Annotated in this window: 18 protein-coding genes; 8 read left to right on the forward strand and 10 right to left on the reverse strand. The window is 64.1% G+C overall.

Annotated elements, in window-relative coordinates:
* Nucleotide 1: 1 nt before the first annotated feature.
* Genes ACP92_RS03125 through ACP92_RS03135 form a run of 3 tightly spaced genes read left to right on the forward strand, consistent with a single transcriptional unit; the run spans nucleotide 2 to nucleotide 3,226 of the window.
* On the forward strand, nucleotides 2-835 hold the full coding sequence (locus ACP92_RS03125; protein ID WP_013232662.1) for a CheR family methyltransferase: 834 nt from the start codon (nucleotides 2-4) through the stop codon (nucleotides 833-835).
* Entirely contained in the window at nucleotides 832-1,977 is a 1,146-nt protein-coding gene (locus ACP92_RS03130; RefSeq protein WP_013232663.1) for a protein-glutamate methylesterase/protein-glutamine glutaminase, read from the forward strand. Before ACP92_RS03125 ends, ACP92_RS03130 begins: the two co-directional genes overlap by 4 nt.
* Nucleotides 1,964-3,226, forward strand: a complete 1,263-nt coding sequence (locus ACP92_RS03135; protein WP_013232664.1) for an EAL domain-containing response regulator — start codon at nucleotides 1,964-1,966, stop codon at nucleotides 3,224-3,226. Before ACP92_RS03130 ends, ACP92_RS03135 begins: the two co-directional genes overlap by 14 nt.
* A gap of 48 nt (nucleotides 3,227-3,274) precedes the next feature.
* On the opposite strand, the gene folK is transcribed toward ACP92_RS03135, so the two are convergent.
* The 5 genes from folK to ACP92_RS03160 form a co-directional block, all read right to left on the reverse strand.
* On the reverse strand, nucleotides 3,275-3,760 hold the full coding sequence (gene folK, locus ACP92_RS03140; RefSeq protein WP_013232665.1) for a 2-amino-4-hydroxy-6-hydroxymethyldihydropteridine diphosphokinase: 486 nt from the start codon (nucleotides 3,758-3,760) through the stop codon (nucleotides 3,275-3,277).
* A gap of 10 nt (nucleotides 3,761-3,770) precedes the next feature.
* Nucleotides 3,771-5,375, reverse strand: a complete 1,605-nt coding sequence (pcnB, locus tag ACP92_RS03145; RefSeq protein ID WP_013232666.1) for a polynucleotide adenylyltransferase PcnB — start codon at nucleotides 5,373-5,375, stop codon at nucleotides 3,771-3,773.
* The gene (locus ACP92_RS03150) at nucleotides 5,372-6,055 is read right to left on the reverse strand and encodes a histidinol-phosphatase (protein WP_013232667.1); all 684 of its coding nucleotides are present in this window, start codon (nucleotides 6,053-6,055) and stop codon (nucleotides 5,372-5,374) included. The genes pcnB and ACP92_RS03150 overlap by 4 nt, the downstream gene beginning before the upstream one ends.
* On the reverse strand, nucleotides 6,052-6,768 hold the full coding sequence (gene hda, locus ACP92_RS03155; RefSeq protein ID WP_013232668.1) for a DnaA regulatory inactivator Hda: 717 nt from the start codon (nucleotides 6,766-6,768) through the stop codon (nucleotides 6,052-6,054). The genes ACP92_RS03150 and hda overlap by 4 nt, the downstream gene beginning before the upstream one ends.
* A 123-nt stretch (nucleotides 6,769-6,891) precedes the next feature.
* Nucleotides 6,892-7,974, reverse strand: coding sequence for an AI-2E family transporter (locus ACP92_RS03160; RefSeq protein WP_013232669.1), 1,083 nt, complete (start codon nucleotides 7,972-7,974; stop codon nucleotides 6,892-6,894).
* A gap of 103 nt (nucleotides 7,975-8,077) precedes the next feature.
* On the opposite strand from ACP92_RS03160, the gene purM reads away from it, so the two are divergent.
* Nucleotides 8,078-9,121: a phosphoribosylformylglycinamidine cyclo-ligase gene (purM, locus tag ACP92_RS03165; protein WP_013232670.1), complete on the forward strand. Its 1,044-nt coding sequence runs from the start codon at nucleotides 8,078-8,080 to the stop codon at nucleotides 9,119-9,121.
* Between the two features lie 154 nt (nucleotides 9,122-9,275).
* Here the strand turns inward: purM and ACP92_RS03170 are convergent, their stop codons facing one another.
* The 5 genes from ACP92_RS03170 to ACP92_RS03190 all read right to left on the reverse strand — a co-directional run bounded on the left by ACP92_RS03170 (nucleotide 9,276) and on the right by ACP92_RS03190 (nucleotide 14,200).
* Nucleotides 9,276-10,154 carry a proteasome-type protease gene (locus ACP92_RS03170; RefSeq protein ID WP_013232671.1) on the reverse strand — a complete coding sequence of 293 codons (879 nt, stop codon included), beginning with the start codon at nucleotides 10,152-10,154 and terminating at the stop codon, nucleotides 9,276-9,278.
* A 171-nt stretch (nucleotides 10,155-10,325) separates the two neighbouring features.
* A complete protein-coding gene (locus ACP92_RS03175; RefSeq protein WP_013232672.1) occupies nucleotides 10,326-11,327 on the reverse strand; it encodes an alpha-E domain-containing protein in 1,002 nt (333 codons plus the stop codon).
* Nucleotide 11,328: 1 nt separating this feature from the next.
* Nucleotides 11,329-12,756 (reverse strand): circularly permuted type 2 ATP-grasp protein, encoded by a 1,428-nt coding sequence (locus tag ACP92_RS03180; protein ID WP_013232673.1) that lies wholly within the window; start codon nucleotides 12,754-12,756, stop codon nucleotides 11,329-11,331.
* Between the two features lie 268 nt (nucleotides 12,757-13,024).
* Nucleotides 13,025-13,468 (reverse strand): cupin domain-containing protein, encoded by a 444-nt coding sequence (locus tag ACP92_RS03185; protein WP_013232674.1) that lies wholly within the window; start codon nucleotides 13,466-13,468, stop codon nucleotides 13,025-13,027.
* 75 nt (nucleotides 13,469-13,543) lie between these two features.
* Nucleotides 13,544-14,200: a glutathione S-transferase family protein gene (locus tag ACP92_RS03190; protein ID WP_013232675.1), complete on the reverse strand. Its 657-nt coding sequence runs from the start codon at nucleotides 14,198-14,200 to the stop codon at nucleotides 13,544-13,546.
* Between the two features lie 266 nt (nucleotides 14,201-14,466).
* Between ACP92_RS03190 and ACP92_RS03195 the strand changes: the two genes are divergently transcribed.
* The 4 genes from ACP92_RS03195 to ACP92_RS03210 all read left to right on the forward strand — a co-directional run bounded on the left by ACP92_RS03195 (nucleotide 14,467) and on the right by ACP92_RS03210 (nucleotide 22,815).
* A complete protein-coding gene (locus ACP92_RS03195) occupies nucleotides 14,467-15,693 on the forward strand; it encodes a polyhydroxyalkanoate depolymerase (protein ID WP_013232676.1) in 1,227 nt (408 codons plus the stop codon).
* A gap of 194 nt (nucleotides 15,694-15,887) precedes the next feature.
* On the forward strand, nucleotides 15,888-19,274 hold the full coding sequence (locus tag ACP92_RS03200; RefSeq protein WP_013232677.1) for a transglutaminase family protein: 3,387 nt from the start codon (nucleotides 15,888-15,890) through the stop codon (nucleotides 19,272-19,274).
* 93 nt (nucleotides 19,275-19,367) lie between these two features.
* Nucleotides 19,368-21,869 (forward strand): circularly permuted type 2 ATP-grasp protein, encoded by a 2,502-nt coding sequence (locus ACP92_RS03205; protein ID WP_013232678.1) that lies wholly within the window; start codon nucleotides 19,368-19,370, stop codon nucleotides 21,867-21,869.
* 10 nt (nucleotides 21,870-21,879) lie between these two features.
* Complete coding sequence (locus tag ACP92_RS03210; RefSeq protein ID WP_013232679.1) at nucleotides 21,880-22,815, forward strand: transglutaminase family protein; 936 nt, start codon at nucleotides 21,880-21,882, stop codon at nucleotides 22,813-22,815.
* Nucleotides 22,816-22,824 lie beyond the last annotated feature (9 nt).

The raw sequence follows: 22,824 nt of genomic DNA on the forward strand, positions 1-22,824 counted from the left end.
AATGACCGGCCCCCACGGCATCGCACTGGACGAAGAGGTCAGCGACCATGACATGCTGCTGTTCCAGCGCCTGTTCAAGCAGCAGATCGGGCTGCACCTGCCCTTGTCCAAGAAGGCCTTGCTGCAGAGCCGCCTGGCGGGACGCCTCAACGAACTGGGCTTGCGCCACCTGGGCCAGTACCACGCGCTGATCAGCAGCGAAGCGGGCGCACAGGAGCGCCAGCGCGCCATCGATCTGATCACCACCAACGAAACCTATTTTTTCCGCGAACCGGGCCACTTCGATTTCGTGGTGGGGCAATGGCTGCCGCAGCTGGCCCAGCAGCCGCAACTGCGCATCTGGAGCGCGGCCAGCGCCACCGGCGAAGAAGCCTATACCCTGGCCATGCTGCTGGACCATCACCGGCCTGGCGCCAGCTGGTCGGTGTTCGCTTCCGACATCAGCACGCGGGTGTTGCGTTTCGCCCGGCGCGCGCTCTATCCCATGGTGCGTGGGCAGAATATCCCGCGCGCGTATCTGCGCCGCTATTGCCTCATGGGCGTAGGCGAGTACGAGGGGCATTTCCTGGTGCAGGCCGACCTGCGCGCCAAGGTCCAGTTCGCGCAACGCAATCTCACCCGGCTGGACGAACATGACGATGGCCAGTACGACCTGATCTTCCTGCGCAACGTCATCATCTATTTCGATTGCGAGACCAAGCTGCAGGTGCTGCGCGACGTGATCGCGCGGCTGCGGCCGGGCGGCTACCTGGTGGTGGGACACTCCGAATCCCTGCACGGCATGGACCTGGGGCTGGACATGCAGTCGCCGTCGATCTACCGGAAACCCGCATGAGCACGCCAGCGATGATCCGCGTCATGGTGGTCGATGACTCTTCGGTGGTGCGCCAGCTGATGCAGCAGGTGCTGGCGCAGACGCCCGATATCCGCGTCATCGGCACGGCGCCCGATCCGGTCTTCGCGCTGCGCAAGATGCAGCAGCAATGGCCGGATGTGATCGTGCTCGATATCAAGATGCCCCGCATGGATGGCGTGAGCTTTCTGCGCCAGATCATGGCGACCCGACCCACCCCGGTCATCATGTGCAGTGCGCACGTGGGGCCGGACAATGCGCTGGCCGCCGAAGCGCTGGCCGCCGGGGCGGTGAGCGTGATTGCCCGCCCGCAACTGGGCGTGCGTGATTTCCTGCAGCAGGCCGTGGAGGAACTGGCCAGCGCGATCCGCGCCGCCATGCAGGCGCGGGAAGGGCAGCGTGCGCCGAAGGCGCCAGCGCGCCTGGGACTGAGCCCGGTCAAGGCAGGCGCGCGCGAAATGCTGCATGATGCAGCTTGGGGGGCGGTCTTGCAGCGCTATACGGCCGATGCGGTGCTGCAGCCGCCCGGCCCGGAAGATGGGCTCAGGCCGGCCACGGCAAGGATAGTGGCCATTGGCGCGTCCACCGGCGGACCGCAGGCGCTGGAGCGGGTGCTGGGCAAGCTAAGCCAGCGTTGTCCCGGCATCGTGGTGGTGCAGCACATGCCGCAGCGCTTTACCCGCAGCTTTGCCGAGCGGCTGCACCGGATCTCGGGGGCCGAGGTCAAGGAAGCCGAGCATCTCGACCGGATCCTGCCCGGACGCGTGCTGATCGCTCCCGGAGGGCGGCATCTGGTGGTCAGGCGGGAGGGCCTGCAGTACTATGTGGAAACACTCGACGGCCCGCTGGTGAGTCGGCACAAGCCCTCGGTGGATGTGCTGTTCCGCTCGCTGGCCAAGGCCGCTGGCAGCAATGCAGTGGGCATCATCATGACGGGCATGGGCGATGACGGCGCGCGCGGCATGCGCGAGCTGGCCGATTGCGGTGGCGCCACCTATGCCCAGGACGAAGCCAGCAGCGTGGTCTTCGGGATGCCCAAAGAAGCGATACAACAGGGTGGCGTCGGTGACGTCATCACACTGGAACACATCTCTGCCGTGATAGAACAATATGCCTGCCGATAACCTCAACGAGCTGATCAAATCCGCGCTGGTGGTCGATGACAGCGCGGTGCAGCGCCAGCATAGCGTGCAGCTGCTGCAGCAGCTGGGTGCGGACCTGATCTACGAGGCCGGCAACGGCAACGAAGCGCTGGACCTGCTGGGGCTGCTGAAGCTGCCGCCCAGCCTGATGGTGGTGGACCTGGAGATGCCGGGCATGGATGGCATCGAGCTGATCCAGCAATTGCAGCAGAAGGGCATCGACGTTCCCCTCATCGTCGCCTCCAGTCGCGAGACCTCATTGCTGCTGTCGGTGGAAACCATGATCCACGCGCTGGGGATGAATCTGATCGGCGTGCTGCAAAAGCCGCTCAACCAGCACCAATTGCGCGCGGCGCTGGAGTCGTTCCGGCCGCACGGGACCGAACATCAGCCCGATCACGATCCCCAGCCCTCGATGTGCGAGCACGACCTGGGCGCGGCCATCGAAGGCGGCCAGGTGCTGCCCTACTTCCAGCCCAAGGTGGATGTGCAGACCGGCATCCTCAAGGGGGTGGAGGCGCTGGCGCGCTGGATCCATCCCGAGCGCGGGATGGTGTCGCCGGATCGATTCATCCCGCTGGCCGAGCAATGCGGGCTGATCCATCCGCTCACCCTGGCCATGATGGACCAGGCCATGGGGCAGGCCGCCATCTGGCATAGCCGGGGGCTGGCCATCAAGGTGGCGGTGAACCTGTCGCCCTTGTTGCTGGAGAAGCCGGACTTCCTGCATCGCATCCTGGAACTGGTGGACAAGCATGCGCTGCCGGCTGAGCACGTGGTGCTGGAAATCACCGAGAGTTCGGTGGTGGCGCACAAGGGCAATTCGCTGGGCATGCTGGCGCGTCTGCGCCTGAAGGGATTCGGGCTGTCCATTGACGATTACGGCACCGGCTTTTCCTCGATGCAGCAACTGGCGCGCATCCCCTTCACGGAGCTGAAGATCGACCGTTCCTTCGTGCATGGCGCGCATGACCGCAAGAACCTGCGCGTGATCCTGCAATCCGCGCTGGACATGGCGCAGCGGCTGGAGCTGGTGACCGTGGCCGAAGGGGTGGAAACGATGGAAGACTGGCGGCTGCTGCAAGACTTCGGTTGCAGCCTGGGCCAGGGTTACCTGATCGGCAAGCCCATGCCGGCCCATGAATTACCGCTGTGGCTCAAGGGCCATCATCGCCGCCTGCATGAATTGCGTCCGGTGGCGCGGGGAACGGCTAGCGGCAGCGCGCTGTGATCGAAGAGGGAAGGAGGGCGGCGTGGCCGCCCTTTTATTTTCTACGGATCAGATTCTGCGGATGGGCTGGTCCGTGATCGCATCCAGCAGGGGACGCGCTGCGCCCACGCCCGGTATCACCGCGTTCTCATCGATTTCCAGCAAGGGGGCCAGCACGAAGGCGCGCTGCACCATGCGCGGATGCGGCACGGTCAGTTCCTGGTCCGCGATGCGGGCCTCGCCATACATCAGCACATCCAGGTCCAGCGTACGCGGCGCATTGCGATAGGGGCGCTCGCGTCCGTGCTGCAGTTCGATGGCCTGCAAGGCATGCAGCAAGTCCAGCGCCGGCAGGGTGGTGCTCACCAGCGCTACGGCGTTGACGTAATCGTCACCGCTGGCATCGACGGGCGCGGTGCGATACAGCGAGGAGCTGCGCAGCAACTGCGTCTGCGGCAGCGCCGCCAGCCGCGCAATGGCCGTTTCGACGGTGGCGCGGGCGTCGCCCAGGTTGCCGCCGATACCGATCCAGGCCAGCGTGGAAGCGGGTTCCATCCGCTCAGCCTCAGTCGCTGCCGGCGCCCGCATCACCGCCTGCGCCCTCGGCGCCGCCGGTACTGCTGCGGCGGCGACGACGGCGCTTGGGCGCTGGGCTCGCGCCGCTATCGGAGTCGGGCGCTGCGCTTTCTGCACGGGCCGGGGCCTCTGCAGGGGCAGGGGCGACATCGCCGGCGGGTGCGGTGTCATTGAAGTCAGCGTCGCCGCCGCTACGGCTGCGGCTGCGTCCGCCACGACGCTTGCGTTTCTTGGGACCGGCAGCCACGCCGGCGGCATCGGCGGGCTTGCGGGCGATCAGTTCTTCGCGTTCCGCGCCGGTGCCGGCGATGAAGGCTTCCCACCATTCGCCCAGCTCGGCATCGAGTTCGCCGGACTGGCAGCGCAGCAGCAGGAAATCGAAGCCGGCGCGCAGGCGCAGGTGTTCCAGCAGCTTGTAGGGCGCCTTGCCCACGCGGCGTTCGAAGCGCGGCTGCATGGCCCAGATGTCACGCATGTCCGAGGCGATCTTGCGCTGCAGGGCCAGCTTTTCGGTCTGGGCGTCCAGCACATCATCGGCCGCCAGGTGCAGTGCGGGAATCGGATATTCGCCGGCCGCCTGGTAGGCGCGCCACTTTTCCAGTACCTGGTGCCACAGCAGCGAAGCGAACAGGAAGCCCGGCGAGACACCCTTGCCCTGCTTGACACGGGCATCGGTATCGGCCAGCGCCAGGGTCACGAACTTCTCGCCCAGCGGCTGTTCCAGCACCACGTCCAGCAGCGGCAGGAGGCCATGGTGCAGGCCTTCCTTGCGCAGCTGCTGCAGGCAGGCCAGGGCATGGCCGCTCATGAGCAGCTTCAACATCTCATCGAACACGCGCGCGGCCGGCACATTGTCGATCAGCGGGGCCATCACGCGGATGGGCGCGCTGCTGGCCGGGTCGATGGTGAACTTGAGCTTGGCGGCAAAGCGCACCACGCGCAGCATGCGCACCGGATCTTCGCGGTAGCGCGCCTCGGGTTCGCCGATGATGCGCAGCTTCTTGTCGCGGATGTCGGCGATGCCGCCGTGGTAGTCCAGCACGGCCTGGCTGGCCGGATCGTAGTACATCGCGTTGATGGTGAAGTCGCGCCGGGTGGCGTCTTCATGCTGCTCGCCGAAGGTGTTGTCGCGCAGCACGCGGCCATGTTCATCCTTGGGCGCGGCTTCGGCGGAGGCGCCGCGGAAGGTGGTGACCTCGATGAGTTCCTGGCCGAACATCACATGCACGATCTGGAAGCGGCGGCCGATGATGAAGGCGCGGCGGAACAGTTGCTTGACCTGTTCCGGCGTGGCGTTGGTGGCCACGTCGAAGTCCTTGGGCTTGATCCCCAGCAGCAGGTCGCGCACCGCACCGCCGACGATGAAGGCCTTGTAGCCGGCTTCCTGCAGGGTTTGCGTGACCCGCACGGCATTAGGCGAGACCAGGCTGGGATCGATGCCATGTTCCTTGGGGCCCAGCACATCGGGCTCGATCTTGCCGTCTGCGCCGGCCTTGGCGCGGGTCTTCCTGGCTGGCGCGGGGGGCTCGGCGCTGGCTGCTGCGGCGGCCGTCTTGCCCCGGCCCAGGATGGAGCGAATCAGTTTCTTGATCATTGCGCGTGGCCGTCGGCAAAGAGGTTCAGCACCGGCCAGCCGCGCGCCTGGGCATGCGCCAGCAGCTTGTCGTTGGGGTTGGTGGCAATGGGATCGGTCACGCGTTCCAGGAGCGGAATGTCGTTCTGCGAATCGCTGTAGAAGTAGCTGCGTTCGAACTTGTCGAGGGCGTGGCCCAGGCGGTCCAGCCAGGCTTCGGTATGGACGATCTTGCCGGGGCCGAAGGTGGGCGTACCGTCGAGCTTGCCGGTGAGGTTGCCTTGGGCGTCCAGCACCGGCATGGCGGCGATCAGGTGTTCCACGCCGAAGTGCAAGGCGATGGGCTTGGTCACGAAGTGGTTGGTGGCGGTGACGATGGCCACCAGGTCGCCGGCGTCCAGGTGCTTCTTCACCAGCGCCACGGCTTGCGGCAGGATGGCGGGCTTGACCACTTCGTCCATGAATTGCAGGTGCATCTCATCGAGCTGCTCGCGCGAGAAGCGCGCCAGGTTGCCCAGTGCGAATTCCAGGTAGGCCACCGGGTCCAGCGTGCCGTTCTGGTAATGGGCGAACCATTGGTCATTGGCCTTGCGGAAGCTGTCGGCATCCACGGCGCCGATGCGCGCCATGAATTCGCCCCACTCGTGGTCGGAGTCGAGCGGCAGCAGGGTGTGGTCGAGATCGAAAAGGGCGAGGTTCATTGTTCTCCGGATTCCTGTTGTAACAGTTCGCGCAGCAAAGGCAGGGTGATGGCGCGCTTGGTGGCCAGCGAGTAGCGGTCCAGCGCGTCGAGCATGCGCGACAGCGAGGGCATGTCGCGGCGGTAGTGGGTGAGCATGTACATCATCACGGCGGGGGGGATCTCCAGGCCGCGGTCCAGCGTGATCTGCAAGAGGGCGGCAATCTTCTCGTCGTCGGAGAGATCATGCACCTGGTAGATCAGGCCCCAGCCGAGGCGGGTGCGCAGGTCTTCGCGCAGCTCCAGCCGGGTCGGCGGCAGGGTGCCGGAGCAGACCATCCAGCCGCCCTGTTCGCGGATCTGGTTGAACAGGTTGAAGGCGGCGATCTGTTGTTCCTCGAACAACTGATCGACATCATCGAGCAGGTAGTGGGTGATCTGCGGGCTGTAGTCGAAGGCCGCATCGGGCGAATCGGCGCGGATCAGGCGGGCCTGGCGGCCCTCCTGCGCCACGCGGGTGGCCAGGGCCTGCAGCAGGTGGGTCTTGCCTGCGCCGGCTTCGGCCCAGAGGTAGAGGAAGCGGTCGGTGCTGGCGCTGCCGGTCTGGGTGGACTGGTCCACGCCGGCCGTGGCCAGCAGCTTCAAGCGCTCCAGCAGTTCTGCATTGCGGCCGGTCACGAAGCTGTCGAAGCTCTGCGGCTGGTCCGCGCTCAAGTCGAGCGGAATCTGTTTCATCGGCGTGTATCAGCTACGAAGGCCGCAAGCAGCTTGCGGCCAGTTAATGCAGGACGGCGCCAAGCGCCCGAGCCTGCGCAGCGTCCTGCAAGGGCAGGGAGGCTGGGTTGGATCATACATGGTTCAACGGTTGTAAAAATTGCTGGCCAGGTATTCGCGTCGCACATGCAGCGCGATCACCGAGACGATGGCCGAGGCCGGCAGCGCCAGCAGCACGCCGACAAAGCCGAACAGCTGGCCAAAGGCCAGCAGGGCGAATATCACCACCAGCGGGTGCAGGCCGATCCGCTCGCCCACCAGCTTGGGCGTGAGGATGAAGCTTTCCAGCACCTGCCCCACGCCATAAATCAGGGCCACCCACAACAGTCCGATGGCGCCATCGAACTGCAGGATCGCCGCCAGGATCGCCAGCACCAGCCCCAGGCCGAAACCGACATAGGGGATGAAGACCAGCAGGCCGGTGAGCACACCCACCGGCAGCGCGCTGTCGAAGCCGGCAGCGGTCAGCGCAACCGAATAATAGACCGCCAGCACCAGCATCACCAGCAATTGGCCGCGCAGGTACTGTCCCAGCAGGCCATCGACCTCGGCGGCCATGGTGTTGATGCGGCCGGCCCAGCGGCGCGGGATCAGGATCTGCATGCGCTTGATGAACTGATGCCAATCCTGCAACAGGTAGAACAGCACCATCGGCACGAACAGCAGATTGGCCAGCCAGGTCAACAGCGCCGTGCCGCCCACCTTGGCCGAGGCCAGCACCGAGGTCCAGACTTCATCGCTGCTGGTGCTGATCTGCTGGGTGAGCAGGGACTTGATGCCGGCCAGGTCCAGGCGCACGTCGATGCCCAGCTGGTGCAGGCGCGGCGAGACGAAGGCGTTCAACTTGTCCAGCAGCGGCGGCACCTGGGCCTGCAGCAGCGGGATCTGGCGCAGCACCAGCGGCACCACGATGAGCACCAGTGCAAGGCCGGCCAGGATCAGCAGCAGCACCATGATGGTCACGGCCACGAAACGCGGCACCCGGACCGGCCCCAGGCGGCGGCTGGCGATCCAGTCCACGCCCGGATTCAAGGCGTAGCCGATGATGCCGGCGGCGACGAAGGGGGAGAGCATGGGCCCCAGGGCGATCAGCAGCGCCAATAGCAAAAAACCGACAATGAGCCACACCAGGTTCTGTTTTTGCTCTTCGGACAAAGAAAAAGGCATGGAATCGGAGTTCGGGAGTGTCGGTTTTGTTAAAATCACGGCTTGGCAGGGCGATCGCACCCTGCAATCCCCCTATTTTACCGTCTTCACTGGCAATTTCATCATGACTTCACCTTCCAATGTCTCCCTCTCCTACCGTGACGCTGGCGTCGATATCGATGCCGGTGACGCCCTGGTCGAAGCGATCAAGCCGTTCGCCAAGCGCACCACCCGCGAAGGCGTGCTGGGCGGCATTGGCGGTTTCGGCGCCTTGTTCGAGATCAGCAAGAAGTACAAGGAGCCGGTGCTGGTGTCCGGGACCGACGGCGTGGGCACCAAGTTGAAGCTGGCCTTCCACCTGAACCGTCACGATACGGTCGGTATCGACCTGGTGGCCATGAGCGTCAACGACATCCTGGTGCAGGGCGCCGAGCCGCTGTTCTTCCTCGATTACTTTGCCTGCGGCAAGCTGGACGTGCCCTCGGCCACCGATGTCATCAAGGGCATCGCCGCCGGTTGCGAACAGGCTGGTTGCGCCCTGATCGGTGGTGAAACCGCTGAAATGCCCAGCATGTACCCGGACGGTGAATACGACCTGGCCGGTTTCGCTGTTGGCGCGGTGGAAAAGTCCAAGATCATCGATGGTACCAAGATCGCCCCCGGCGACGTGGTGCTGGGCCTGGCCTCCTCGGGCGCGCACTCCAACGGTTATTCGCTGGTGCGCAAGATCCTGGATGTGGCCAAGCCCGACCTGGAAGCCGATTTCCACGGCCGCAAGCTGGCCGATGTGCTGATGGCCCCGACCCGCATCTATGTCAAGCCGCTGCTGTCGCTGATGGAAAAGCTGGAAGTCAAGGGCATGGTCCACATCACCGGCGGCGGCCTGGTCGAGAACATCCCGCGCGTGCTGCAGGATCACCTGACCGCCGAGCTGGACGCCAAGTCCTGGACCATGCCGCCGCTGTTCACCTGGCTGCAGCAGCACGGCGGCGTGGCTGACGCCGAGATGCACCGCGTCTTCAACTGCGGCATCGGCATGACCGTGATCGTCTCCAAGGAAAACGCCGACGCTGCCGAAGCGCACCTGAAGGCGGCTGGTGAAACCGTCTACCGTATCGGCGCCATCCGTGCCCGTGCTGAAGGCGAAGCACAGACCATCGTGCGCTGATCGATTCCTATAAATCGTTTTAACGATTTATAAAGTAAAAAGGCTGCATTCCCTGGAATGCAGCCTTTTTTATTTCGGTAGGAAATTTCCCGTCCAATGAAAACTTAGTTTTGTTAAAACAAAGACTAAGTTTCCAAAAGGAAAATCTAACAGTTCAGCTTGCCTGCCCGACATCCCCATCCTGTTCAGCCAGGATCTGTCGCGGCACCGCCTGCAGCCCCCGCGCCACGCCATTGGGCGGCGGCACGCGCACCGGCTCGCTGATGTCGCCGACGCTGGAGAGGACGTTCTGCGTATCTTCCGGCGGCGCATCCCAGACCGGGTCGTCGATGGCTTCGAAGACGCGCTTCAACTGCGATCCCCAGCTGCGGCGGATCATCTGGAAATACTGGTTCTGCTCGTCAATGGTGACGAAGCGGGTCACGGCCAGGTCTTCATTCTGGTAGACCAGCAGGTCCAGCGGCAGGCCCACCGAGATATTGGACTTCAGCGTCGAATCCATCGAGATCAGGGCGCATTTGGCGGCCTCGTCCAGCGAGGTCTGCGGGGCGACGACGCGGTCGATGATGGGCTTGCCGTACTTGGATTCGCCGATCTGGAAATAGGTGTTCTCGTCGTGCGATTCGATGAAGTTGCCCGCCGAATACATCTGGAACAGCCTACAGCGTTCACCCCGGATCTGGCCACCGAAGATGATGCTGACGTTGAAGTCGATGCCGAACTTGCTCAGCTCGGCCGCTTCACGGTCATGCACGGCGCGGATGGCGTCGCCCAGGATCTGTGCGGCTTCGTACATGGACGTGGCGGTCCAGATGCTGCGTCCCTCGGCATTGGTGCGCTCGGTCAGCATCTGGCGGATCGATTGCGAAATCGACAGGTTGCCGGCGGTCATCATGACCATCACGCGGTCGCCCGGATTCTCGTAAACACTCATCTTGCGGAAGGTGCCGATATGGTCAACACCCGCATTGGTGCGCGAATCGGACAGGAACACCAGGCCGCTGTTGAGGCGCATGGCTACGCAGTAGGTCATGATGGAATCTTGATACTTGGAAACGGAAAGCCGGATTTTACCGTAAGGCCCGGTGTGCAAGCGCGCGCGCCGGGGGCATCTGTCGTGACGTACCTACAGTAACGGCCTGTTTCCAGAAAAGATGACAGCGGCTGTGCTCCTTTATTTGCAGGGAAGCACAGCCGGGAGGGTTCATGCTGCCAAAGGAACAAGAAAATCACGGCTGATGCGATTGCCCAGCTCGAAGATGCGCTCCAGGAATTCGGTGAGCGTATCGTGCAGCCCAGCTTCCAGGATTTCCTCGATGCGCGCGAATTTCAGGTCCGCATGCAGCTTGCCGGCAAAGCGCTCGGTGTCGGCCGAGACATCGTTGCGCACATGGTGCAGGTTGGAAATCACATTGCCCATGCAGGCCAACAGCGAGCGCGGCATGTCCGCACGCAGGATCAGCAGTTCAGCCACGCGTTCGGGGGTGATGACGTCGCGATAGACCTTGCGGTAGATCTCGAAGCCCGACACCGAACGCAGGATCGCAGCCCAGTAATAGAAATCGAGCTGGCCGGTTTCTTCGGCAGCGCCCTGGCTCTGCGATTGTGATTGCGATTGTGACTGGCCCTGCTTGTGCGACTGCGTTTCCTTGGCGCCGTGGAACTTGACGTCGATGATGCGCGCCGTGTTATCGGCCCGCTCCAGGAAGGTCCCCAGGCGGATGAAGTGGAAGGCCTCATCCTCCAGCATGGTGCCGATGGTCACGCCCCGCGAGAGATGCGAACGATGCTTGACCCATTCGAAGAAGTCGCTGGGGTTCTGCTCCAGCGCATTGGTCTGCAGGTAGGACTGCATCTTGATCCAGGTGGCGTTCTGGATTTCCCAGGCTTCGGTGGTCAGCGCACCGCGCACGGCGCGCGCATTCTCGCGGGCCTGGCGCAGGCAGGAGGCGATCGAAGACGGGTTGTTGGGATCGCGCACCATGAAGTCGATGACATCTTTTTGCGTGAGCTTGTCGTATTTCTGGTTGTAGCCATAGAGCAGTTCCGAAATGCCCAGCACGGCGCGCCAGCCCTGTTCGGCGTCGTCGGTGGATTGCGGCAGCAGTGCGGTCTGCACGTGCACGTCCAGCATCCGTGCGGTGTTCTCGGCGCGCTCGGTGTAGCGGGCCATCCAGAAGAGGTGATCGGCGGTACGGCTGAGCATCTTATTTCTCCAGAATCCAGGTGTCCTTGGTGCCGCCGCCCTGCGACGAGTTCACCACCAGCGAGCCTTCCTTCAGGGCCACTCGCGTGAGTCCGCCCTTGACCATGGTGATCTGCTTGCCCGACAGGACGAAGGGACGCAGATCCAGGTGGCGCGGGGCGATGCCCGATTCGACATAGGTCGGGCAGACCGACAGGGCCAGCGTGGGCTGGGCGATGTAGCCATCGGGCTTGGCGATGATGCGCGCGCGGAAGTCCTCGATCTCCTGCCTGGTCGAGGCCGGGCCGACCAGCATGCCGTAGCCGCCGGCGCCGTGTACTTCCTTGACCACCAGCTTTTCCAGGTTGGCCAGGGTGTAGGAGAGATCCTCCTTCTTGCGGCACTGGTAGGTCGGCACGTTGTTGAGGATAGGATCTTCGGACAGGTAGAAGCGCACCATGTCCGGCACATAGGGATAGATCGACTTGTCATCGGCCACACCGGTGCCGATGGCATTGGTCAGCGTCACCTTGCCGGCGCGGTAGGCCTGCAACAGGCCCGGCACACCCAGCGCCGAATCGGGACGGAAGGCCAGCGGATCGAGGAAGTCGTCGTCGATGCGGCGATAGATCACGTCGACCCGCTTGGGGCCGCGCGTGGTGCGCATGTAGACCACGTTGTCCTTGACGAACAGGTCCTGCCCCTCGACCAGCTCCACGCCCATCTGCTGGGCCAGGAAGGCATGTTCGAAATAGGCCGAGTTGTACATGCCCGGCGTCATCACCACCACGGTCGGATCGGTCACGCCGGCCGGCGCCACCGAGCGCAGGTTGTCCAGCAGCAGGTCGGGGTAGTGGTCGACGGGAGCGATCTTGTGGCGCGTGAAGAGATCGGGGAAGAGCCGCATCATCATCTTGCGGTTCTCCAGCATGTAGGAGACGCCGGAGGGCACGCGCAGGTTGTCTTCCAATACGTAGAACTCACCCTCGCCGGCGCGCACGATATCGACCCCGGCGATGTGGGCGTAGATGTCGTTGACCACGTTCACATCCTGCATCTCGCGCCGGTATTGCGCGTTCTGGAAGATCTGCTCGGGCGGGATGATGCCGGCCTTGACGATCTTCTGCTCGTGGTAGATGTCGTGGATGAACATGTTCAGCGCCCGCACGCGCTGGACCAGTCCGGCTTCCAGCCTGGCCCATTCGGCCTTGTGGATGATGCGCGGAATGATGTCGAAGGGGATCAGCCGTTCAGTGCCGGCATCGTTGCCATAGACTGCGAAGGTGATGCCGACGCGGCGGAAGATCAGGTCGGACTCGGCACGTTTGCGGGCGATGGTCTCCGCCGATTGCGCGGACAGCCAGTTGGCGAATTCGGCGTAGTGCTGGCGCACCTGGGCCTCATTGCCGTGGCTCTCTCCTGAATACATCTCATCGAAAAAATGTGCCATAGGTTTGCTTCGCGTTCCCGTGGGGAGCGGGAATCTTTCTAAGTGGGTTGTAACGAAAACAGAGGCGGTGGGTACGGCAAAACGGCAGCGTGACTGCCGCCAGACTACAGCGTGATGCGATGGCGCTAAGGGACTGCCGCTGCACGCCAGAGCCAGCGTGCATGAGGAAAGACTAACAGAGGCTTGAAATTTTTGACAGAGGAAAATTGCATGCTTTTGTCCTCGCCGGCGCGGGCCTGCCCCCATGGAAGGCAGACCCGCTGCGGCTTCAGTTATTCCAGGGCGTGGGGGCGGGAACCTCGCAGGGGGCCGGCATGGCGATGGTCTTGAAGTCGGCCGGACTAACGATTTCGAGATACTCCATGTCGGGCGAATAGTCGAACAGGAAGTGCACGATGCCGGGCCGCTGGTGGACGCAATCGCCTGCCTTGACCAGCGTGACCTCGGTCTCGTACATGAAGCGGGCCCAGCCCTTCAACATGATGACGATGTGGAAGTTGGCCTCATGCCGATGCCAGCCGGTGCCGGCCTGCGGCGCGGTGTTGGCCTTGACCAGTTGCGCCACCACCTGGCCACCGGTGGCGGCCGCAATGCCCAGGTCGCGATACAGGAAGAAATCGCGCAGACCGCCGGTTTCATAGGGCGTGTCGCCCTCGCTCACATGCGAGAAGGTGTTCTGCGCCAATACGCTTGCTTCCGCTACGGTATTCATCACATCCGTCCTTTCTGCGGTTTCCCGCCATGGGCCTGCGACAAAAACGGGCGCGATCCTTCCTGGTGCTGCGCCCTAGAATTCCACGTCCAGCTCGTCGATGTCCTCCGGTTCCTTCTTGGCCGCCGTGATCCACTCCTGCATCTCCGGCATGGCCATGATGCGCTTGGCGTAGGCGGTGCAGATCGGGTCGAGCTTGACGTCATAGGTCATGAATCGCGTCACCACCGGGGCATACATGGCATCGGCCACGGTGCGCTGTTCGCCGAACAGGAAGGGGCCGCCGTACTTGGCCAGGCATTCCTTCCAGATCGTGGTGATGCGCACGATGTCGGCCTCGGCGCGCGACCACACCTTGAAGTTGGGGAAGTGGCCCTTGAGATTCATCGGCAGCGCCGCGCGCAGGGCCGAGAAGCCCGAATGCATTTCGCCGCACACCGAGCGGCAGTGCGCGCGGGCGGCCAGGTCGGCCGGCAGCAGCTTGGCGGCGGGGCGGATTTCGTTGAGATATTCGGCAATGGCCAGCGTATCCCATACCAGTACGTCGCCATGGTGGAGGCTGGGCACCAGGATGGAAGAAGACAGCAGCAGGATCTCTGCCCGCGCCGACGGATCGTCCGGCGGCACGATGTCTTCCTCGAAGGAGAGTCCGGCGAACCTGGCCATGAGCCAGCCGCGCAGGGACCACGAAGAGTAGTTCTTGCTGGTGATGCGCAAAGTCGTCTTAGGCATGTCAGTCCTTTATCTGTTTTGTGCAGGTTGACTTTGGGCGCGCTACCGCTTGCGCGGCGGTGTCACGTTGCCCGCCCCGTCTGCGCATCGGTGCGGGCCAGGCCACGTTGCGGGCCTCTGTCTGCTTGCTTGCAAAGCTTGTGCCAGCTCGCGGGAACTGCGGGTCTGCCGCCGCAGGCGGCAAGGCGGCCGCTTCCGTGGCACGACAATTGCATCCTCGACAGGACGATCGACAGGCGAAAAGACCATCCAGAGGCGGCGTTCCCATGATCCCTACCTATCAGCTCTACCAGAACTACGCCGATGCTACCGATCCGCTGCGGGCTTGCGCCCGGATGATGGCGCAGGCGCTGGGCGCAACCTGGCCGGGGATTCCGGTGCATCCCTATTGGCGCAAGATGGCCTCGGCCTGCGAGGTCTTTGCGCGCACCCAGCTCACCCATGCGCGCCCGCCGTTCGGCATCGCGACGGTGGAAGAGGAGGGGTGCACGATTTCGGTGCATGAAGAGGAAATCCACGCCACGCCCTTCTGCGGCCTGCTGCATTTCCGCAAGGACAGCGCCACCGTCCAGCCCAAGGTGCTGGTGGTGGCGCCGATGTCAGGCCACTTCGCCACCCTCCTGCGCGGCACCGTCAGGACCTTGCTGCGCGACCACGACGTCTACATCACCGACTGGCGCAATGCGCGTGATGTGGCCACCGCCCATGGCCGCTTCGGCCTGGACGAGTATGTCAGTCACATCATCGACTTCCTCGGCGTGCTCGGCCCCGGCGCCCATCTGCTGGCGGTGTGCCAGCCCACGGTCGCGGCGCTGACCGCCGCTGCCGTGATGGCGGCCGACGGGCATCCGGCCCAGCCGCGCAGCATGACCCTGATGGCCGGGCCGATCGATACGCGGGTCAATCCCACCGCGGTCAACGCCCTGGCCAAGAGCAAGCCCATCGCCTGGTTCGAAAAGAACATGATCAGCACCGTGCCGGCCCGCCACGCCGGTGCAGGGCGGCGCGTCTATCCGGGCTTTGTGCAGCTGGCGGCGTTCATGAACATGAACCTGAGCCGCCATGTCGAGGCCTTCGGCAAGCTCTACCACCATCTGGTCGACGGTGAGCACGCCCGCGCGGACCAGATCAAGGACTTCTACGAAGAATATTTCGCCATGGCCGACCTGCCGGCCGAGTTCTATCTGGAAACCGTGCGCACGGTCTTCCAGGAACACGCCTTGCCGCTGGGCAAGCTGAGTTATGCAGGACGACCGGTCGAGCCGCGCGCGATCCGCCGTACGGCGCTCTTTACCATCGAAGGCGAGAAGGATGACATCTGCGCCGTCGGCCAGACCTTGGCCGCACAGGAACTGTGCAGCGGCATCCGGCCCTATATGCGCCTGCACCATGTTCAGACGGCGGTGGGCCATTACGGCGTCTTCAACGGGCGCCGCTGGGACAATGAAATCTACCCGCGCCTGCGGGATTTCATTAATATGCATCACAGGTAGGGCCAGCAAGCATGCGCCCACCGCTTTCCAAAAACTAACAAAATACTGCGAGGACCGTGGCAGATCACGAAAGTAACAAGGTAACCAACGAGGTAATAACGCGGTAAGAAAAACCAGGTATGCATGTGTTGCCTGCATGTGACCCATAATACGAGCCACCAGGCTTGACCATTTGCTTGTCGTAAAGGAATTCCATGTCGATCCACGTGGCCCTGAACCATGTCACTTCTTACAAGTACGACCGCGCCATCAACCTGGGGCCGCAAGTCATCCGCTTGCGTCCCGCGCCACACAGCCGCACGCGCATCCTGAGCTATTCGCTGCGGGTGCTGCCTGAGCCGCATTTCATCAACTGGCAGCAGGACCCGGAGTCCAATTACCTGGCGCGCCTGGTGTTTCCCGAGAAGACCACCGAATTCAAGATCGAGGTCGATCTGGTGGCCGAGATGTCGGTCATCAATCCCTTCGACTTCTTCCTCGAGCCCTATGCCGAGCAATTCCCCTTCGACTATGCCGAGGACTTGCAGAACGAACTGCTGCCCTACCGCCAGAAGCTGCCGCTCTCGCCCCTGTTCGCGCAATTCCTCCAGAGCATCCCGCGTGAGAAGGTCGGCAGCGCCAACTTCCTGGTGGCGCTGAACCAGAAGCTGGCCAATCACATCGGCTATACCATCCGCATGGAACCGGGCGTGCAGACGCCGGAAGAAACGCTGGAACTGAAATCCGGTTCCTGCCGCGACTCGTCCTGGCTGCTGGTGCAGTTGCTGCGCCACCTTGGGCTGGCGGCGCGCTTCGTGTCCGGTTACCTGATCCAGTTGACTGCCGACCAGAAATCGCTGGACGGTCCTTCCGGCCCCGAAGCCGACTTCACCGACCTGCACGCCTGGTGCGAGGTCTACCTGCCCGGCGCCGGCTGGGTCGGTCTCGATCCGACCTCGGGCCTGTTTGCCGGTGAAGGTCACATTCCCTTGTCCTGCACGCCCGAACCGGCCTCGGCCGCGCCGGTCAGCGGCCTGGTCGATCCTTGCGAAGTGGAGTTCGAGCACCTGATGTCGGTCAAGCGCATCTGGGAAGCGCCGCGGGTGACCAAGCCCTATACCGAGGAACAGTGGGCCGACATCGAAAAGCTGGGCCATGCCATCGATGCCGACCTGCACGCCAATGACGTGCGCCTGACCATGGGCGGCGAGCCGACCTTCGTCTCGCTGGATCATCCTGATGAGCCCGAGTGGAATACCGCCGCCATGGGGCCGACCAAGAAGCCGCTGGCCGCCGAGCTCTATCACCGCATGCGCAACAAGTATGCCGCGCAGGGCCTGCCGCATTTCGGCCAGGGCAAGTGGTATCCGGGCGAGCAGCTGCCGCGCTGGGCGCTCAATTGCTATTGGCGGCGCGATGGCGAACCGATCTGGCTCAATCCGGCTCTCATCGGTGACGAGACCCGGCCCAACGTGAGCGACAAGATCGTCACCAGCCACTTCCTGCATCGCGTGGCGCAGCGGCTCCGGGTGGATGGCAAGAACGTCTTCCCCGCCTATGAAGACGTGTTCTACTACATGTGGCGCGAGCGCCGCCTGCCCGGCAATGTCGATCCCTTCGATTCGCGCGTGGATGACAAGCAGGAGCGCGAGCGCCTCATGAAGGTCTTCACGCAGGGCCTGCAAAGCGCGGTGGGCCACGTGCTGCCGCTGGCGCGCAGCCATGACGGCCAGGGCTGGCAGAGCGGTGCGTGGTTCCTGCGCAGCGAACGCTGCTACCTGTATCCGGGGGACTCTCCCTTGGGCTATCGCCTGCCGCTGGATTCGCTGCCCTGGGTGAAGGAGGGCGAGTATCCGGCCGTCTATCCGGCCGATCCGACTCAGGCCTTCCGCCCCTTGCCGGGCAGCGCCGAGATCCGCCGCCAGATGGGCAGTCCGCAAGAACCCCTGGCGGGTCTGGGCAAGGCTGTCAGCAGGGCTGCCGCTGCTTCCAGCGCTGCCACCGCTTCCACCATTTCCGATATGGGCCGCGCCAATGCGGCAAGCCCGACCCAGCCTGTGCCCGCGCCCTTTGAATCGGCCAACTGGCTGACCCGCACCGCACTGTGTGCCGAGGTGCGCAATGGCGTGTTCTACCTGTTCATGCCGCCCTTGGCGCAACTGGAACACTACCTGGAACTGGTCGCCGCCATCGAGGCCGTGGCCGAGGAACTGAAACAGCCGGTGCTGCTGGAAGGCTATGAGCCGCCGCATGACCCGCGCCTGCGCAAGTTCAGCGTCACGCCCGACCCCGGCGTGATCGAAGTCAACATCCAGCCGGCCAACAATTGGAGCGAGCTGGTCGAACAGACCACGCACCTCTACGACGCCGCACGCGCCTCGCGCCTGACCACCGAGAAATTCATGCTCGATGGCCATCACTCCGGCACCGGCGGCGGCAACCACATGGTGCTGGGCGGCATCACCACCAGCGATTCGCCTTTCCTGCGCCGCCCCGACCTGCTGCGCAGCCTGATCTCGTATTGGCACAACCATCCTTCGCTGTCCTATCTGTTCTCGGGCATGTTCATCGGCCCGACCTCGCAGGCGCCGCGCATCGACGAGGCGCGCAATGATTCGACGGTGGAAATCGAACTGGCCTTCAACGAGATGGACAAGCAGGTCGCCAGAGGCGATTGCCCACCCTGGCTGGTTGACCGCTTGTTACGTAATCTACTGATCGACGTCACCGGCAACACCCACCGCGCCGAGTTCTGCATCGACAAGATGTATTCGCCCGACAGTGCGACTGGCCGCCTGGGCCTCCTGGAACTGCGCGCCTTCGAGATGCCGCCGCATGCGCGCATGAGCCTGACCCAGCAACTGCTGCTGCGCGGCCTGGTGGCGCGGTTCTGGAAGCAGCCCTACAAGCCGGCGCGCCTGGTGCGTTGGGGAACCGAGCTGCACGACCGCTTCCTGCTGCCGCATTTCATCGAGCAGGATTTCGCCGATGTGATGGCCGACATGAACGAGGCCGGCTACCCCATGCGCGCCGAATGGTTCGCCCCGCACATGGAATTCCGCTGCCCCAAGATTGGCGACTATGCGGTCAAGGGCATGCAGATCGAATTGCGCACGGCGCTGGAACCCTGGCATGTGCTGGGTGAAGAGAGCAGCGGCGGCGGCACGGCGCGCTATGTGGATTCCTCGCTGGAACGCCTGCAGGTCAAGATCAGCGGCATGGCGTCCGACCGCTACGTGCTCACCTGCAACGGCGTGTCGGTGCCGCTGCAGCCCACCGGCACGGTCGGACAGTTCGTGGCCGGCGTGCGCTACCGGGCCTGGCAGCCGCCCTCGGCGCTGCACCCCACCATCCCGGTGGATTCGCCGCTGACCTTCGACCTGGTCGATACCTGGAACGGCCGCAGCCTCGGCGGTTGCCAATACCACGTGGTGCATCCGGGCGGACGCAATTACGAGACCTTCCCGGTCAATGCCTTCGAGGCGGAAAGTCGCCGCCTGGCGCGTTATTTCCGCATGAACCATACGCCGGGAAAATTGCAGGTCACGCCGGCGCGAGCGTCTATCGAGTTTCCTTTTACGTTAGACTTACGCTACTTCTAAAACTGAGCCGGGCGCGGCTCCGCGCTGCTTCCAGCGCGCTACGCCACAGCGGGCCTGCCCTGTGCGCGTGCGCCGCCCGGCCGCCAATGACTTATGCCCCAGCGTCTCCTGGAAAGCTATCCGGTGGCCAGCGATCGTTATGACGAGATGCTGGCAGCCGACGGCCGCCTGCGTCCGCATTGGCGAACCCTGATCGACCAGCTTGAAAACCTGTCGCCGGACATGTTGCGCCGGCGCGCCAACGAGGTGCGCGACGCCATCGCCTCCGACGGCGTCACCTACAACGTCTATGCCGACCCCAAGGGCGCCAACCGGCCCTGGGAGCTGGACCTGCTGCCGCATCTGGTGTCCTCCGAGGAATGGGATTTCCTGGAGCGCGCCGTAGGCCAGCGGGCGCGGCTGATGAATGGGCTGCTCTCCGATATCTATGGGCCGCAGACCCTGATCGCCGAAGGCTTGCTGCCGCCGGCGCTGGTGTTCGGCCAGCATGGCTACCTGATGCCCTGTCACGGCTGGCAGCCGCCGGGCGGCGTGCATCTGCACGCCTATGCGATCGACCTGGCGCGCTCGGTCGATGGCACCTGGTGGGTGGTGTCGGATCGCACCCAAGGACCCTCCGGCACCGGCTACGCCTTGCAGAACCGCCAGATCATGGCGCGCGCCATGCCCGAAGCCTTGCGCGACATGCATGTGGAGTCCCCGCATCGCTACTTCCATACCTTGCGCGCGATGTTGACGCGGCTGGCCCCGGCCCAGGGCGAGGTGCCGCTGATCGTGCTGCTCACGCCAGGCCCCTATAACGAAACCTATTCCGAACATGCCTTCCTGGCGCATACGCTGGGCTTCCCGCTGGTGGAAGGGGTGGACCTGACGGTGCGCGGCGAGCAGGTCTTCCTGAAGACGCTCAATGGCCTGCGTCGCGTCCACGCCATCTTGCGCCGCATGGACGATGACTATTGCGATCCGCTGGAGCTGCGTGCTGATTCCGCGCTGGGCGTGCCGGGCCTGACCCAGGCGGCGCGCCTGGGCAATGTGCTCATCGCCAATTCGCTGGGCAGCGGCGTGCTGGAATCGACGGCGCTGCATGGCTTCCTGCCGGCCATCAATGAACGCCTGTATGGCGAACCGCTGCTGCTGCCTTCGGTGGCCTCGTGGTGGTGCGGCGAGAAGCCTGCACTGGATTACACGCTGGCGCACTTCGATGAACTGGTGATCGTACCGGCGTTTTCTTCCATGCGCATGCAACCGGTGTTTGGTCACAGCGTCACCGGCGCGGCGCGTCGGCGCCTGATCGAAAGCCTGCAACTGCAACCGCATGCCTATGCTGCGCAGGAATGGGTGCGGCTGTCGCAAGCGCCGGTCATGTCGCGCAGTGGCGATTATCGCCTCATGAATCGCACCATCAGCCTGCGGGTGTTCGCGGTGGCCGATGGCGAGGGTGGCTACCAGGTAATGCCGGGCGGCTTGACCCGCGTGGCGCCACGTCAGCGGCGCGATGTGGTGTCGATGCAGCAGGGCGGCACCAGCAAGGATGTGTGGGTACTGCGGGAAGAGGACAGGCTGGAGGCCCATGACGCCCCCGAGGGGCATGGTGCCGAAAACGTCACCCTCATCAAGGGCACCGTCGACGTCTCGTCGCACTCGGGCGAGAACCTGTTCTGGATGGGGCGCTATTCGGAACGCGTCAAGAATCTTGCGCGCCTGTTACGGACGACCTTGCAGTACACCATGGATGGCCAGACCGAAAGCCGTGGCATGCTCGGCAGCGTCTCCTGGATCTGCAGCCAGCTGGGCGTGCAGATGCCCAAGTCGGATCCGCGCCCGACCATCACCGGCTTGCAGCAGAGCCTGCAGGCGGCGGTGGTGGACCCGTCCGCTCCGGTGAGCGTGGCCACGCAACTGCGCCAGCTGGCCAATGCCGCCTACCAGGTGCGCGAACACCTGTCGCTGGACAACTGGCATGCCCTGACCAAGATGCCGGCCATGGTGCAGGAACGCATCAATACGCCGGCGGCCGCGCAGCATGTGCTGGGCAATGTGATCGATGCCTGCTCGGGCCTGGCCGGTCATGCGCTGGATGACATGACGCGCGACGCCGGCTGGCAATTCCTGATGGTAGGCCGCCACATCGAGCGCATGGCCAACATGGCCGCGCTGTTCGACAACTTCCTGCGGCTGCCGCCGCAGCGCCAGACGGCGGCGCTGTCCTGGCTGCTGGAGGCGGCCAGCAGCATCGTTACCTATCGCGTGCGCTATCGCCGCACGCCGGAATGGCTGCCGGTGCTGCACCTGCTGGTGTTCGACGTGAGCAATCCGCATGGCATGGCCTACCAGTTCCGCATGCTGCAGCAATACATGAGCGAGATCGCGCAACAGCTGGGCTTGCTCAGCATGACCATTCCCACCCATCTGTCCAGCCAGCTGGAGGCGATGAACCTGAGCGAATTCGCCCATGAGCATCCCAACGTGGAACAGGCCAATGCGCGCCTGACGCAACTGATGCGGGACGCCGTCAGCGGCGGCTACATGCTCTCCGATGATCTGTCCCGCCATTACTTCACGCCGCTGACCGCACCGGTCAGCCAGGGGGTCTGAGAGGACAGCCATGAGCGACCGCCACGTCTATCGCATCCATCACCAGACCACCTACCAGTATGCGCTGCCGGTACGGCTGTCGCACCAGGTGCTGCACCTGACGCCGCGCGAGCTGCCCTGGCAGGCGTGTCTTTCGCATACCGTCAACATCCTTCCGCAGCCGCAGCTGGTGCGCAGCTACGAAGACAATTTCGGCAACATCATCAAGGCCTTTTCGCTCGATACCGATCACACCAGCCTGGATGTGCAGGCCGATTCCTGGGTGGCGCTGAGCGCACGCGGCCAGCCGCAGGCGCAGATGGCCTGGGATGAGGCGGCCATGCAGATGGCCTATCACGGCGGGCGCGTGATGATGCCGGGGATGCTGGAGGCGTCCAATTTCCTGTTCGAATCCTCCCATGTGCGCATCAAGCGTGAATTCATCCGCTATGCAGCCGAGTGTTTCGGGCCGGGCGTGTCGGTGCTGGAGGGGGTGCGCACGCTGATGCTGCGCATCCATGAGGAATTCGCCTTTGATCCCGCGGCGACCACGGTCTCCACGCCGGTCACCGAGGTCTTCGTCAATCGGCGCGGCGTGTGCCAGGACTTTGCCCACCTGATGCTGTCCTGCCTGCGTTCCATCGGGCTGGCGGCGCGCTATGTGAGCGGCTATCTGCTGACCGAACCGCCGCCGGGACAGCCGCGGCTCATTGGCGCGGATGCTTCCCATGCCTGGGTGTCGGTGTACTGCCCTGGCGTGAATGGCGCGGAAGGAAGCTGGATCGATGCCGATCCGACCAATGGCGTCTTCCCCGATACCAGTCACATCACGCTGGGCTGGGGGCGCGATTTCCTCGATATCTCGCCCTTGCGCGGCGTGCTCATCGGCGGCGGCCAGCAGAGCATGCAGGTGGCCGTGACCGTGCTGCCCGCCGAAGAAGCGCAGGGCTTGCAGCTCTCCATCTGAACCCTGGAC

Source organism: Herbaspirillum seropedicae (assembly GCF_001040945.1).
GTDB lineage: Bacteria > Pseudomonadota > Gammaproteobacteria > Burkholderiales > Burkholderiaceae_D > Herbaspirillum > Herbaspirillum seropedicae.